Annotated in this window: 8 protein-coding genes; 3 read left to right on the plus strand and 5 right to left on the minus strand. The window is 51.6% G+C overall.

Annotated elements, in window-relative coordinates; translation table 11 throughout:
- The first annotated feature begins 86 nt into the window (after positions 1–86).
- From purH to ACO6UX_RS07460, 3 genes are all read left to right on the plus strand, one after another.
- A complete protein-coding gene (gene purH, locus ACO6UX_RS07450) occupies positions 87–1,670 on the plus strand; it encodes a bifunctional phosphoribosylaminoimidazolecarboxamide formyltransferase/IMP cyclohydrolase (RefSeq protein ID WP_422446322.1) in 1,584 nt (527 codons plus the stop codon).
- Between the two features lie 84 nt (positions 1,671–1,754).
- Positions 1,755–3,035 (plus strand): phosphoribosylamine--glycine ligase, encoded by a 1,281-nt coding sequence (gene purD, locus ACO6UX_RS07455; RefSeq protein ID WP_422446325.1) that lies wholly within the window; start codon positions 1,755–1,757, stop codon positions 3,033–3,035.
- A gap of 250 nt (positions 3,036–3,285) precedes the next feature.
- The gene (locus tag ACO6UX_RS07460) at positions 3,286–5,649 is read left to right on the plus strand and encodes a hybrid sensor histidine kinase/response regulator (RefSeq protein WP_422446327.1); all 2,364 of its coding nucleotides are present in this window, start codon (positions 3,286–3,288) and stop codon (positions 5,647–5,649) included.
- Here ACO6UX_RS07460 and hemE read toward each other — a convergent pair.
- From hemE to aroK, 5 genes are all read right to left on the minus strand, one after another.
- Positions 5,634–6,704 (minus strand): uroporphyrinogen decarboxylase, encoded by a 1,071-nt coding sequence (hemE, locus tag ACO6UX_RS07465; protein WP_422446329.1) that lies wholly within the window; start codon positions 6,702–6,704, stop codon positions 5,634–5,636. The genes ACO6UX_RS07460 and hemE overlap by 16 nt on opposite strands.
- Before the next feature lie 114 nt (positions 6,705–6,818).
- The gene (locus ACO6UX_RS07470; RefSeq protein WP_422446331.1) at positions 6,819–8,279 is read right to left on the minus strand and encodes an FAD-dependent oxidoreductase; all 1,461 of its coding nucleotides are present in this window, start codon (positions 8,277–8,279) and stop codon (positions 6,819–6,821) included.
- A 69-nt stretch (positions 8,280–8,348) separates the two neighbouring features.
- Positions 8,349–12,806, minus strand: a complete 4,458-nt coding sequence (gene gltB, locus ACO6UX_RS07475) for a glutamate synthase large subunit (RefSeq protein ID WP_422446333.1) — start codon at positions 12,804–12,806, stop codon at positions 8,349–8,351.
- 511 nt (positions 12,807–13,317) lie between these two features.
- Positions 13,318–14,397 carry a 3-dehydroquinate synthase gene (gene aroB, locus ACO6UX_RS07480; protein ID WP_422446335.1) on the minus strand — a complete coding sequence of 360 codons (1,080 nt, stop codon included), beginning with the start codon at positions 14,395–14,397 and terminating at the stop codon, positions 13,318–13,320.
- A gap of 14 nt (positions 14,398–14,411) precedes the next feature.
- The gene (aroK, locus tag ACO6UX_RS07485) at positions 14,412–14,933 is read right to left on the minus strand and encodes a shikimate kinase AroK (protein WP_101745020.1); all 522 of its coding nucleotides are present in this window, start codon (positions 14,931–14,933) and stop codon (positions 14,412–14,414) included.
- Positions 14,934–14,971 lie beyond the last annotated feature (38 nt).

The raw sequence follows: 14,971 nt of genomic DNA on the forward strand, positions 1-14,971 counted from the left end.
CCCTGCCAATAGCCATCATTTCCAGCTAAAATCTGCCAGAATTTTTATTCCAACTATCTATTCCAACAAGCGGTGAGTAAGAAACAATGGCAGTCACGACACGCCCGATTCGCCGGGCTCTGATTAGCGTTTCCGACAAAACAGGAATTGTTGAGTTCGCCCGGACACTGCAACAGCATTCGGTTGAAATTCTGTCCACAGGCGGAACTTATGCACTGCTGGTTGAGAACGATATTCCTGCCATTGAGATTTCTGACTATACCGGCTTCCCGGAAATGATGGACGGCAGGGTGAAAACCCTCCACCCCAAGGTTCATGGCGGTATTCTGGGTCGCAGCGGCCAGGATGAATCCGTCATGGACCAGTATGGCATCCAGCCTATCGACCTGGTTGTGGTCAACCTCTACCCCTTCGAGCAAACCATTGCCCGCCCTGACTGCGATCTGGCCACCGCCATTGAGAACATCGATATTGGCGGCCCGACCATGGTTCGGGCCGCCGCCAAGAACTACCGCGATACCACCATTGTGGTGAACGCCAGTGATTACCAGTGCGTACTGGACAGCCTGGCTGACAATAATGGCTTGATTGATCTGACCACCCGCTTTGATCTGGCCGTGAAGGCATTTGAGCATACAGCCGGCTACGATGGTGCCATTGCCAACTACATGGGCACCGCCATTAACAGCGATGACGATGAGCCGGAAGCTTTCCCACGCACTTTCAACAGCCAGTTTATTAAAGTAGAAGATCTGCGCTACGGTGAAAACCCGCACCAGAAAGCCGCCTTCTACACAGAAAAGAACCCGCCTGAAGGCACGGTTTCCAGCGCCAGACAACTGCAAGGCAAAGCGCTTTCCTACAACAATATTGCCGATACCGATGCAGCCCTGGAATGCGTTAAAGCGTTTGATCTGCCAGCCTGTGTTATCGTCAAACACGCCAACCCCTGCGGTGTGGCAACCGGCACAGATATTCTTGAAGCCTACAACCGCGCTTACGAAACCGATCCAACCTCTGCCTTCGGCGGCATTATCGCCTTTAACCGCAAGCTGGATATGACCACAGCCCGTACTATTATTGAGCGCCAGTTTGTGGAAGTCATTATCGCTCCCGAAATGGACGCTGAAGCGGCCGCCACTCTTCAGAATAAGCAGAACATTCGGGTATTAACCGCTGGCCAACTGGCAGCTGAGCCAACTCCTTTGCCGGATTTCAAGCGTGTCAATGGCGGCCTGCTGGTTCAGGATTCCGATATCCGTATTATTGATCCTTCTGATCTGAAAGTGGTGACGGATCGCGCCCCGACCGAGCAGGAAATGGCCGACCTTCAGTTCGCCTGGAAGGTCGCGAAATTTGTGAAGTCCAATGCCATTGTCTATGCCAGGCACTCACAGACAATCGGTATCGGCGCAGGCCAGATGAGCCGTGTTTACAGTGCCCGCATTGCCGGCATCAAGGCAGCGGATGAAGGGCTGGAAGTTCGTGGTTCCGTGATGGCATCCGATGCCTTCTTCCCATTCCGGGACGGTATTGACGCCGCAGCCAGTGCAGGTATTACTGCGGTCATCCAGCCCGGTGGCTCCATGCGAGACCAGGAAGTGATTGACGCCGCCAACCAGGCAGGCATAGCCATGGTATTTACCGGCGTTCGGCATTTCCGCCATTGAGAAAAATTTTCCCCAGCAGAAATCACAAAAAGAAAACCTTTGTGCACTCCGTGGTCTCTGTGGTTCAAAAAAAGGACATCCTTTATGAAAGTACTGATCATCGGAAATGGCGGGCGGGAGCATGCCCTGGCATGGAAAGCGGCTCAAGACGACAATGTTACACAAGTGTTTGTCGCTCCCGGTAATGCTGGCACCGCCTCTGAAAACAAAGTATCCAACGTTGCTATCGATGTGCTGGATATCACCAGACTGGTTGAATTTGCCCAGTCAGAAAACATTGACCTGACCATTGTCGGCCCGGAAGCACCATTGGTGGCGGGCGTTGTTGACCAGTTTGAACAAGCAGGTCTGGCGATATTTGGTCCGTCACAGGCAGCGGCCCAGCTGGAAGGCTCCAAGGCATTCACCAAAGATTTTCTTGCCCGCCATAATATCCCCACCGCCGCCTACCAGAACTTCACAGAGATTGAACCCGCTAAAGCCTACGTCAAACAACAGGGTACACCTATTGTGGTGAAAGCTGATGGACTTGCTGCCGGTAAAGGCGTGATTCTCGCCCAGACGGAGCAGGAAGCTTTTGCTGCTATTGACGACATGCTGGCTGGCAATGCTTTTGGTGAAGCCGGTCACCGTGTGGTGATTGAAGAGTTTCTTACCGGCGAAGAAGCCAGTTTTATCGTCATGGTGGACGGCAAAAACATTCTCCCCATGGCCACCAGCCAGGATCACAAAGCCCGTGACAATGACGATAAAGGCCCGAATACCGGCGGTATGGGTGCATATTCTCCTGCGCCTGTGGTGACGCCGACAATTCATGACCGAGCCATGAAGGAAGTCATCATCCCAACGGTACAGGGCATGGCCAGCGAAGGCATGCCATACCGGGGCTTCCTCTACGCCGGATTAATGATTGATGCTGATGGCACCCCCAAAGTACTGGAATACAACTGTCGTTTTGGTGACCCGGAAACCCAACCCATCCTGATGCGCCTGAAGTCCAGCCTGGTAGAACTGTGCCTGGCCGGTACCCGTGGTGAGCTGGATCAGGTTGAGATTGAGTGGGACAGCCGCACTGCCCTTGGCGTGGTCATGGCAGCCGGTGGTTACCCGGAAGCCTACCGCAAGGGTGATGAAATCACGGGCATCGATAATATCATCAATGCCAAAGTCTTCCAGGCCGGAACCCGTGTTGAAGAGGGCAAAACCCTGACCAATGGCGGCCGGGTACTCTGTGTGACCGCCCTGGGCGAGACCGTGAAGGAAGCTCAACAGCAGGCCTATAACGCGGTCACAACCATTGACTGGAAAGACGTCTACTATCGTACAGACATCGGCCATAGAGCCATCGTCCGGGAAGAGGCATAGTTACAGAGGTCAGGCAAAAGACTTTTAACCACAGAGAACACAAAGCCCACAAAGAAAGATAAAACTTCTTATCTTTTTTCTTCGTGAGCTTTGTGTTCTCTGCAGTTTAAAAAAAGCCTTTCACTTTGTCATACTTCAGGAAAATCCCCTGAATTTCCTGTTCTTGCGTAAACCGTCGACTGATTCACTGTCCAACCAGTCAGTTTTCAGTATAATTCTGCAATAAATACGAAAAACGGAATTTTCAACAGTGTTTTATCAAGCCTTTACACGGCAAAAATGGACATTCGCACTGCTATTTATTTTATCGTTTACTTTCTCCGCCCTGAATGCATCTGCGAATGTCGACATTAATCAATCATCCTACTTACTCCAGCCTGGAGCGAGTACAGAGTTCTATATTGACGACACTAGACAACTATCCATCAATGCGCTGGTTGAGGGAGCGTTCAAATACCGCTTTGCCCCATGGCAGCCTAACTTACTCCGCACCGAAGAACAGCAACAAAACCTCTGGTTACGCTTTCCTGTTACCAACCATACGTCAGAAGTAGTGCATCCCATCCTGTCTGTGGATTATCAGCAGCAGGAACTGCCGACCCTTTATCTCACATACGTCAGCGCTGCCACTGGCAAGACTGTCGTTAAACCACTGCCACTGGATCAGGTCAACACCACGAGCTTTACGCTGCTGCCAGCTCAGTCCGCAATGATATACCTTAAAGCACCGTTTCATCCTGAACTGAGCAATAGTCTGAAACTGGGTAGCTTTGATCAGTTGATCAAACAGCAGTGGTATAAACACTGGCAAACCGGATTAATCAGCGGTCTGTTGATATCAATGATTCTTGCCAATGCCTGGCTTTTCCTGTCGATAAAACAGCCATCAAAAACTTCAAACAGCCTCTCACCTTCTAATCACCGTCGTATTTTTCATCTACTGCTGGCTTCAGGTGCTATCTTTGCACTCATTTTTATGGCTTCCTGGCAGGGCTATCTGAGCACCTGGTTTTACATACCCATCACCGCAGAAGCCTGGCTCTACAAATTATCACTGCTGTTAATCAGCCTGACCTTCTGTCAGCTGGCCATAAACCTCTTTGGCTATCATAGGCCACTGCTTATCCGTTTCTTTAATATTTTCTCGTTTATTTACCTGGTATCAGCCCTCTGGTTGCCACTAAGCGACAGTAGTATGTTAAATACTCATCTGCTGGTACTGACGCTGATCGGTAATGCCTGCTTCTGCCTGTCTTTTTGGCTGGTAAAACCCCATCGCCTCTATATATCACCCTGGTTGCTGGTCCCCCTCGTCATCAGTCAATGTATTTTCGCCCTGAACCAAACCGGTGCATTGGGGATATCTTCCAGAAACACGACCTGGCTACTGATTCAAACATTGGCTTTAACACTCGGCTTCCTGTCGCTGTCAGGGAGAGTCAACAGAAAAGTGATCAACAGGGAAAAATTTTCGGATAGCGTCCGACAACGGGATGAGCTGGACGAAGAGACCATGAAATCGCTGGGCCATGAAATGCGAACGCCACTGAATGGTGTGATGGGCATGTCAGAGCTGTTACTGAGTACACCATTGACCCCGAAGCAGGAAGACTACGTGCAAACACTTCGCTACGCGGGTTATGAACTGGGCAACCTGGTCAATCTACTGGCCTCCAGCATTAAGGCTCAAAACCAGGAAATAACGTCGGACACACGACTGGTTGATATACACAACACAGTGGATGAGCTGATTCATCATTTCCAGTATCGTGCGGAACAGCAGAATATTGAAATTATCTGCTTCGTTGATGAAAGCATGTCCGCCGAATGTCATATCGAAGGCTATCGGGTCTCATTGATTCTGGAAGCATTTCTGTTCTATGGGCTGAGCCAGGCTGAAACGGGAGAGGTTGCACTTTCTATTCAGAGAGATGCTGCCGGTAAACTGCTGTTTGAGTTCAGTTTCAAAAACCCTGCCGGTAGCAGCATTGCAGAAAAACATTTATCCGGTGAGCACTCTTTATCCGAGATAAAAGCAGAGACAGTCATGAGGCTGAATCTATACCTTGCAACTCGTCTTATACGACAGCTTGGAGGAAAGGTCAGTAAACGGGCCAATATCCTCTCATTTACTTTGCCCTGCTCCTGTGGAGAAGAGAATAAGCAACCCAGACAAGATGAAATACCTCAGCAAAACCAGTATGAAAATATGCGGGTACTGATTGCTGATGACAGTGCAACCTGTCGTAAAGTGCTCCGCCAGCAATGTCATCTATTGGGTATTTCGGTGATCGAAGCAGAAGATGGCCCGGAAGCCCTTGCCATGATTCGTAACGAAGCTTACCTGAACCGGGCATTTGATATCATTATTCTTGACCACCAGATGCCCGGGCTGAAAGGTTTACAGGTCGCAGAACGAATCAATGACGACCCGGGTATTGACCCATTGCCAGCCATTATTATGCTGACCGGGGTCAGTAACCCTCCCAGTAAGCACCAGTCCAGCAAACTGGGTATCAGCTCAATTCTCACCAAGCCGGTTACCCGGTTTACCGTACAAAGCGCCCTGATAAAGGCCCTTAACAGCAGGCAACAGCGTTATACGGAAGCATGATATTGGGCAGACAGTTCATGTACGGCATTCACAAAGGCACCCGCCTTTTCCGGCTCAACATATTGGTGAATGCCATGCCCCAGATTGAACACATGGCCATTGCCTGTGCCAAATTTTTCCAGAACGGTTGCCACTTCCCGGCGAATACGTTCCGGTGATGCATAAAGCGCTGATGGGTCCATATTGCCCTGTAACGCCACCCGGTTACCTACCCTCTGTCGTGCTTCACCCATATCGGTTGTCCAGTCCAACCCCAGGGCATCGGCACCGGTATCGGCCATCGCTTCAAGCCACTGCCCACCATTTTTGGTAAAGAGAATAACCGGCACTTTTCTGCCTTCATTTTCCCGCTTCAGGCCTTTCACAATCCTGTCCATATAGTGCAGTGAGAAGTCACGATAGTTCTGTGAACTGAGCACCCCACCCCAGGTATCAAAAATCTGCACCGCCTGGGCACCCGCTTCTATCTGGGCATTCAGGTAGCTGGTCACTGACTCGGCAAGCACGCTCAACACTTGCTTCAGCAGTTCTGGCTGATCAAACATCATCGCTTTTATACGACGAAAGTCTTTGCTACTGCCACCTTCAATCATATAGGTTGCCAGTGTCCAGGGGCTGCCGGAAAAACCAATCAGCGGCACCCGACCATTGAGTTCACGCCGAATGGTTCTCACCGCATCCATCACATAACCCAGGTCTTTTTCCGGGTCTGGCACGGTCAGCGCTGCAACATCAGCGGCATTACGAACCGGCTTTTTGAGCTTCGGCCCTTCACCGGCTGAAAAATAAAGCCCAAGACCCATGGCATCGGGAATCGTGAGAATATCGGAAAAGAGAATCGCCGCATCCAGCGGGAATCGTTCCAATGGCTGCAAAGTTACTTCACAGGCAAGCTCTGCGTTCTTGCACAGGGCCATAAAGTCACCGGCACGGGCCCTGGTTTCCCGGTATTCCGGTAAATAACGGCCGGCCTGGCGCATCATCCAGACGGGAGTTACATCAACTGGCTCCCTGAGCAAAGCTCGAAGAAAGCGGTCATTTTTCAATGGAGTCATAAAAGTCCCGATACCAGCGTTGCCTGAACCATCAGTATTCCAGGCTGTAGAAAAAACAGGGGCGCTTCCGGATTGGAAAAACGCCCCTACATTATCGTAAAAAAGAGTGATTAATCAGACATCCAGGTAATCAAGAATACCATCTGCTGCCTGACGACCTTCCCAGATGGCGGTGACCACCAAATCTGACCCACGAACCATATCACCACCGGCAAACACCTGGGGATTACTGGTCTGGAATTTGTACCTGGCTTTTTCCGGGGCTACCACCCGGCCACCTTCATCAATCTGAATATCGTGCTGCTCAAACCAGTCAGCCGGGCTTGGACGAAAACCGAAGGCCACCAGAACCACATCCGCTTCCAGTATCTGGTCACTGCCTTCTACTACCTGTGGACGGCGACGACCGTTGTCATCCGGTTCGCCCAGTTCAGTGGTTACCAGACGGATGCCCTCTACCTTGCCATCACCAACAATTTCTACCGGCTGGCGGTTAAACAGGAAGTTCACACCTTCCTGTCTGGCATTGGCAACTTCACGGCGGGAGCCAGGCATATTCTCTTCATCACGACGATAAGCACAGGTAACCGACCTGGCTCCCTGACGAATCGCCGTGCGGTTACAGTCCATGGCGGTATCACCGCCACCCAGTACCACCACCCGCTTGCCCTTCATATCAATAAAGTCTGCCGGATCCTGTTCAAAGCCGAGGTTACGGTTCACACTGGAAATCAGGTAAGGCAGCGCATCATGGACACCTTCAAGATCTTCACCCGGGAAGCCGCCTTTCATATAGGTGTAAGTTCCCATGCCCATGAATACCGCATCATACTCCTCAAGCAGCTTCTCCATGGTGATGTCTTTACCGATTTCCGTGTTCAGCTGAAACTCAATCCCCATTTCAGTAAACACTTCACGACGACGGCTCATAACGTGCTTTTCCAGCTTGAACTCTGGAATACCGAAGGTCAACAAGCCACCGATTTCCGGGTTTTTATCAAACACCACCGGCGTCACACCATTGCGTACCAGTACATCGGCACAGCCCAGACCTGCCGGTCCGGCACCGATGATGGCCACTTTTTTATCGGTCCAGGACACCTTGGACATATCCGGACGCCAGCCGAGCGCCAGCGCCGTGTCGGTAATGTATTTCTCGGTAGACCCGATGGTTACCGCACCAAAGCCGTCATTCAGTGTACAGGCACCTTCACAGAGGCGATCCTGTGGACAAACCCGGCCGCACACTTCTGGCAGTGTATTGGTCTGGTGTGACAGGTCTGCCGCTTCAAAAAGACGACCTTCAGAGACCAGTTTCAACCAATCCGGAATGTAGTTGTGTACCGGACACTTCCATTCACAGTATGGGTTACCACAGGAAAGGCAACGATGCGCCTGATTTTTTACCTGCCGCTCATCAAACGGTTGGTAGATTTCCACAAATTCTGTTTTGCGCTGACGCAGGCTTTTCTTATCCGGGTCATGACGACCGACATCAACAAACTGAAAGTTGTTATTCAGCCTTCTTTCTTTCTGGCTCAGGCTGCTGCCATTTTTTAATGGTATCTGTGACATTTCGCTGACCTCACAAAGCTGTTCGTAGATTCAATACCTGTTCGTTTGCCCCCCCTGCGGACACCCTGATTACTCAGGGCTACCGTGGGTACTGGCCAGCAAGGTATCGAGACTGGCAGCTTTTGGCTTCACCAGCCAGAAACGACCACTGTAGTCATAAAAGTCTTCAATCAGCTCCTGCCCCCAGGTACTGCCGGTCTCGGCAACATAGTCTTCCAGGACACTCAGCAGGTGTGATTGATAAGGCTCCATGGCTTCATTATCAATGCGATGTATATCCACTAATTCATGGTTATAACGATCAACAAAACTTCTTTCCAGATCCAGCACGTAGGCAAAACCACCGGTCATGCCCGCACCGAAGTTATGACCCGCCCGGCCCAGTACAGTGACCAGACCGCCGGTCATGTATTCACAACAGTGGTCGCCTGCGCCTTCCACCACAACATTGGCACCAGAGTTACGAACACCGAGACGTTCACCGGCACGACCCGCTGCGTATAATGTTCCACCGGTGGCACCATAAAGACAGGTGTTACCAATGATAGAGGTTTCATGGGTGACAAAACTGCTGCCAACCGGCGGATAGATCACCAGCTTACCGCCGGTCATGCCCTTACCCACATAGTCGTTGGCATCCCCTTCCAGGCGCATCTCCAGACCACCCGCGTTCCAGACACCAAAGCTCTGCCCCGCGGAACCGGTCAGGTTCAGCTTCAGGGGGTTATCCGCCATGCCCTGGTTACCGTAACGTTTGGCAATCTCACCGGATAGACGGGCACCGATGGAGCGATCACAATTGCCCACCGTAAAACTGAACTCACCACCTTCTCCGCTTTCGATGACATCCATCGTCTGACGGACCATCTCTTCCGCCAACTCACCTTGGTCGTAGGGTGGGTTACGATCTACCTGACAGGTCATGGGCTTGTCCGCAGGCACATCGGCACTGCCAAGAATCGGGGACAGGTCCAGGTTCTGCTGCTTTTCCGTCAGGCCCGGCAAAATCTCCAGCAACTCAGTGCGGCCAACCACCTCTTCAAGGGTTCTGGCACCCAGCAAGGCCAGCCACTCACGCACTTCTTCAGCAACAAAGGTGAAGAAGTTCATAACCATTTCAACATCACCCTTGAAGTGCTCTTCCCGGAGTGATTTATCCTGAGTCGCCACACCGGTAGCGCAGTTATTCAGATGACAGATACGCAGGTATTTACAACCCATGGCAATCATCGGTGTAGTACCAAAACCAAAACTTTCCGCACCGAGAATGGCCGCCTTGACTACATCAAGACCGGTCTTGAGACCACCATCCGTCTGCAGGCGAACCTTACCACGCAGATCATTGCCACGCAGCGTTTGATGGGCTTCACTCAGGCCCAGCTCCCACGGTGAACCGGCATAACGGATAGACGTCAGAGGACTTGCAGCAGTACCGCCATCATAACCGGAGATGGTGATCAGATCCGCATACGCCTTGGCAACGCCTGCTGCAATAGTACCGACGCCAGGTTCAGATACCAGCTTGACGGAAACCAGCGCCTCGGGATTCACCTGTTTAAGGTCATAAATCAGCTGAGCCAGATCCTCGATGGAATAGATATCATGGTGCGGTGGCGGTGAAATAAGGGTAACACCCGGCACAGAGTAGCGCAGACGGGCAATCAGCTCATTTACCTTGCCACCGGGCAACTGACCACCTTCGCCGGGCTTGGCCCCCTGGGCAACCTTGATCTGCAGGACTTCGGCATTCACCAGGTAGTGAGGGGTTACGCCAAAACGACCCGAGGCAATCTGTTTGATTTTGGACATACGATTGGTGCCGAAGCGGGCTTCATCTTCACCACCTTCACCGGAGTTGGAGCGACCACCAAGACGGTTCATCGCTTCCGCCAGAGCTTCATGAGCTTCCGGGGACAAAGCACCAAGACTCATGGCCGCAGAGTCAAACCGGCGCACGATATCGCCAACAGATTCAACCTCATCCACCGCCAGTGCCTGATCATTGCGCTTGAGACCCAGCAGGTCACGCAAAGTAGCCACTGGACGCTGGTTGACCAGTTCGGCGTACTTCCGGTACTCCTGATAGTCGCCGGTTTTAACGGCAACCTGTAACTGTTGCACCACATCCGGGTTGAAAGCGTGGTACTCACTGTCGTGTACATACTTCAACAGGCCGCCCTGCTGAATCGGCTTACGGGCTTTCCAGGCCGTTTCAGCCAGCAGACCCAGTTCATAATGGAAGTCTTCGAAACGGGCTCCCTGAATACGGCTTTGAACACCGCAGAAGCACAGATCGACAATCTCTCTGGCAAGACCCACGGCTTCAAACAGCTGCGCTCCCCGATAGGAGGCAATGGTCGAGATTCCCATTTTGGAAAGGATTTTCATCAGCCCTTTGCCGATGCCTTTACGGTAAGCCTTGTACGCTTCCCGGGGATCGGTCATTACCTCACCGGAGCGAATCTGGTCATTGATGATTTCATAGGCCAGATAAGGGTATACGGCGGTGGCACCAAACCCGATCAGCACCGCAAACTGGTGGGAGTCACGGGCAGAGGCGGTTTCAACAATAATATTCGACTCAGAACGCTGGCCTTTGCCAATCAACCGGTGATGCACGGCACCCGTCGCCATGGCCGCTGGCACTGGCAGCAGTCCCTGATCGATATGGCGGTCAGAAAGGCAGATTAATACCTTGCCGGATTGCACCGCTTGTTCCGCCTGCTCACAGATATTCAGCACCGCCTGCTCAAGACCAATAGACGGGTCGTAAGTCAGGTTGATGGTGGCTGTCTCAAAGGACTTATGCTGATGACGAACACTCATCAGGTCCAGGAATTTCGCAGTGGACAGTACGGGTGACTTGAGAATGACCCGGGCAGCATGCTCCGGTGTTTCTTCAAACAGGTTCAACTCACGACCCAGGCAGGTTTCCAGCGACATGACAATCGCTTCACGCAGCGGATCAATAGGCGGGTTGGTTACCTGGGCAAACTGCTGGCGGAAGTAGTCATAAACCGTTCGGGTTCTGCCAGACAGCACGGCCATTGGTGTATCGTCGCCCATAGAACCAACCGCTTCCTGGCCAGACTCCACCAGTGGACGGATCACCTGATCACGTTCCTCAAAGGTGACCATAAACATCTTCTGATAGACGTTTAGCTGCTCAGGAGACAGGTGGTCAACCTTGTAATCATCTTCACTGAAGTGCGAACGGATACGATAGGCGTTCTGCTTCAGCCACTTTTTATAGGGCTGACGGACTTTCAGTTTGTCATCAATATCATGGGCCTGGTGCAGTTCACCTGTTTCGGTATCAATCGCCAGAACTTCTCCCGGCCCAACCCTGCCTTTAGCAACCACATCTTCAGCCTTATAGCCATGGACGCCAACTTCTGAAGCCACGGTCAGGTAGCCGTTCCTGGTAATAACCCAACGTGACGGGCGCAAGCCATTACGGTCCAGGGCACAGACGGCGTTGCGGCCATCGGTAATAACCAGGCCGGCAGGGCCGTCCCAGGGCTCCATATGCATGGAACTGTATTCATAGAACGCCCTGAGGTCCGGATCCATGGTGTCGACATTTTGCCATGCGGGCGGTACCAGCATGCGAATGGCACGGTAGAGATCCACACCACCCGCAACCAGCACCTCCATCATGTTGTCCAGGCTGGATGAGTCAGAGCCGGTGCGATTCACCAGGGGAGAAATATCATCAAGCGTTGGCAGCAACGGTGACTGGAACTTCTGACGACGGGCCTCTGCCCAGTTACGGTTACCGGTGATGGTATTGATTTCACCATTGTGAGCCAGCATGCGGAATGGCTGAGCCAGCTGCCAGCGCGGCATGGTGTTGGTAGAAAACCGCTGATGGAATACACAGATGGCGGTTTCAAAGCGGGTATCACCAAGGTCCGGATAAAATGTCGGCAGGTCCACCGGCATCATCAAACCTTTATAGGTGATGACCCTGGGCGACAGTGAGCAGATATAGTAATCCTGGTCTTCCGCCATCGCCATATTGGTGTAACGGCGGGCCATGTAGAGCCTGGCATTAAACTCTTTCTCGTCCAGCTCACCTTCGGGGGTAACAAAAATCTGTTCAATGCCTGGTAACAGATCTTTGGCGATGGGGCCCAGGCAGTCAACATTAACAGGAACCTGGCGCCAGCCTACCACGTTGAGCCGTTGCTTCTGTAACTCTTTCTCAAGCGTTTTTTTGCCTTTTTTCGCCCGGGCCTTGTCCGTGTTGAGAAAGACCATCCCTACGGCATATTGGCCGGGCAGCTCGCAGCCAAACTTTTCTTTCGCAACCGTTCGGAAAAAAGTATCCGGTGTTTGAATCAACAAACCACAACCGTCGCCTGTTTTACCGTCGGCAGCAATACCGCCACGGTGAGTCATACAGGTCAGTGCTTCAATCGCCGTTTTCAGAAGGTGGTGACTTTTCTTACCTTCCATCTGGGCAATCAGCCCGAAACCACAGTTATCCCGAAACTCCCCGGGATTATACAGACCTGCTTTCATAGGCACTTTCTCTACCAACCTCATCAACCCATTATTTTTCTGGCTCGCCTCGCCTTAACCAAAAGTCATCCCGACTTTCCCGGAGCCCGCTTCCACCTTGAAGTTGACTCCTATCCGGAAGGCTTCATGTTCCACTTTCTGAATCAGGCGAATACACATCGTTTAAACATCTTTGGCGTACCACCGGCACACTACCCTGTAGAGCCATAACTATTTTGTAACCGGTTTTGTAACCCGTGTGCTTTCTGCCTCTGGTAACAGGACTTCCCGCCATAATTATGCAGCTTAGGTGCATAAAACCAAATCTGGCTTATGGCCACTTGGCAGGCAAAACGGCTCGCCATTTTACACGGCTGTCACTGCAATCACAAATGACCCGCATCAATGCAAGTAGAAACCGTAATAATAGATTGATATATCGAAGCTTTTTACAGCAAATTCACACAATCAGGAATAGTTATGACTAATGGAGTGAGAGCTGGAGAGTACGCTCCAGCCATTGAGAAAGTATTCAGGAACAGAACTGCTCAAGGCAGTCCATTAAATGTTGATGGCTAAAACCATCCGTCACCACAGCATGACCAACAGAGTCCAGAAGCACCAGCCGCAACTGGCCATCCAGCACTTTTTTATCCACTGCCATTAGCTCAAGAAAGCGATCCGGGTTGATACCAGAAGGAGGCATCACCGGCAGGATGGCACGCTCAAGCAAATATATAAGCCCATCGACGTCTTCTCTGGATATATGGCCTTCCCGGCAGGAAAGATCAGCCGCCATCACCATACCAGCAGCCACCGCTTCACCGTGCAGCCAGGAGCCATAACCGGTATGAGTTTCTATTGCGTGACCAAAGGTGTGCCCAAGATTGAGAATGGCACGAATACCGGACTCAGTCTCATCCGCCTCGACCACTCTGGCCTTGTCCTGACAGGATTGATGGATTGCGTAGGAAAGCGCCTCCGGATCACGATCCAGCAAACGCCCAATGTTTTCCTGCAACCACTGATAAAACGGTTGATCGCAAATCAAACCATATTTGATTACTTCTGCCAGTCCTGCTGATAGCTCCCGGTCAGGTAATGTGTTCAGTGTCAGCGTATCGATAATGACGGCATTGGGCTGATAGAAGGCACCGATCATGTTTTTACCCAGGGCATGGTTGACCCCGGTCTTTCCTCCTACTGAGGAATCAACCTGGGAGAGCAGTGTCGTTGGTACCTGAATAAAATCCACCCCCCGCTGATAGCAGGCCGCAGCAAAACCGGTCATATCCCCAATAACACCGCCACCCAACGCCAGCAACGTTGTTTTGCGGGTATGCCGTTCCTGCAACAGCTGATCGAAAATAAGGTTGAGTGTTTCGAGGTTTTTATACTGCTCACCATCCGGCAAAGTGATGACCGTCAAATCATAATTTGCCAGGGTGCGCTTAATGAGATCCAGGTAGAATGGGGCGATCGTCTCGTTGGTGACAATGGCAACACGCCGACCTTTAATGTAAGACTGGAAATGCTCAGCGTCTGACAAAAGATCGGAGCCGATAAAAATGGGATAGCTTCTATCTCCCAGATCGACTTTAAGTTCCAGCATGGTAGATGACTCCCTCACTGTTTTCCCAAACCAACCGTTTGAATGATTTTTTTTATAACTTGCCGGGGTGACATGGTGGCCGTGTCCAGAACAAGGTCTGCGATCGACCGATACAGTGGGTCACGCTCTTCAAGCAACCTGGTCAGAACCTCTGCACGGTCTGCCCGTTGCAACAATGGCCGTCGTTTGTCTTTTTCCGTTCTCTGCAATTGAATTGCTACCGGGGTACTCAAATAAACCACAAACCCATTGGTGCTCAACTGCCGTCTGTTTTCCAATCGGCCAACAGCCCCCCCACCGGTTGCCATGACGACGCCTTTCTGAGTGCAAATATCTTCGATGACCTGGGTTTCCCTGTCCCGAAACCCCAGCTCGCCTTCAACATCGAAAATCCAGGGAATATCCGCGCCACTGCGTTCTTCAATCACATGATCCGAGTCAAGAAAGGGTCGAGCCAGCTCTTTTGCCAGCATCCTGCCAATGGTACTTTTGCCTGCCCCCATGGGACCAATAAGATAGATATTTGTTAATGGCATGCTCTTTGCCAGCCTGACTTCCTGCCTGTGTGCAGCGA

This window comes from Endozoicomonas sp. ALB091, assembly GCF_049310265.1.
GTDB lineage: Bacteria > Pseudomonadota > Gammaproteobacteria > Pseudomonadales > Endozoicomonadaceae > Endozoicomonas.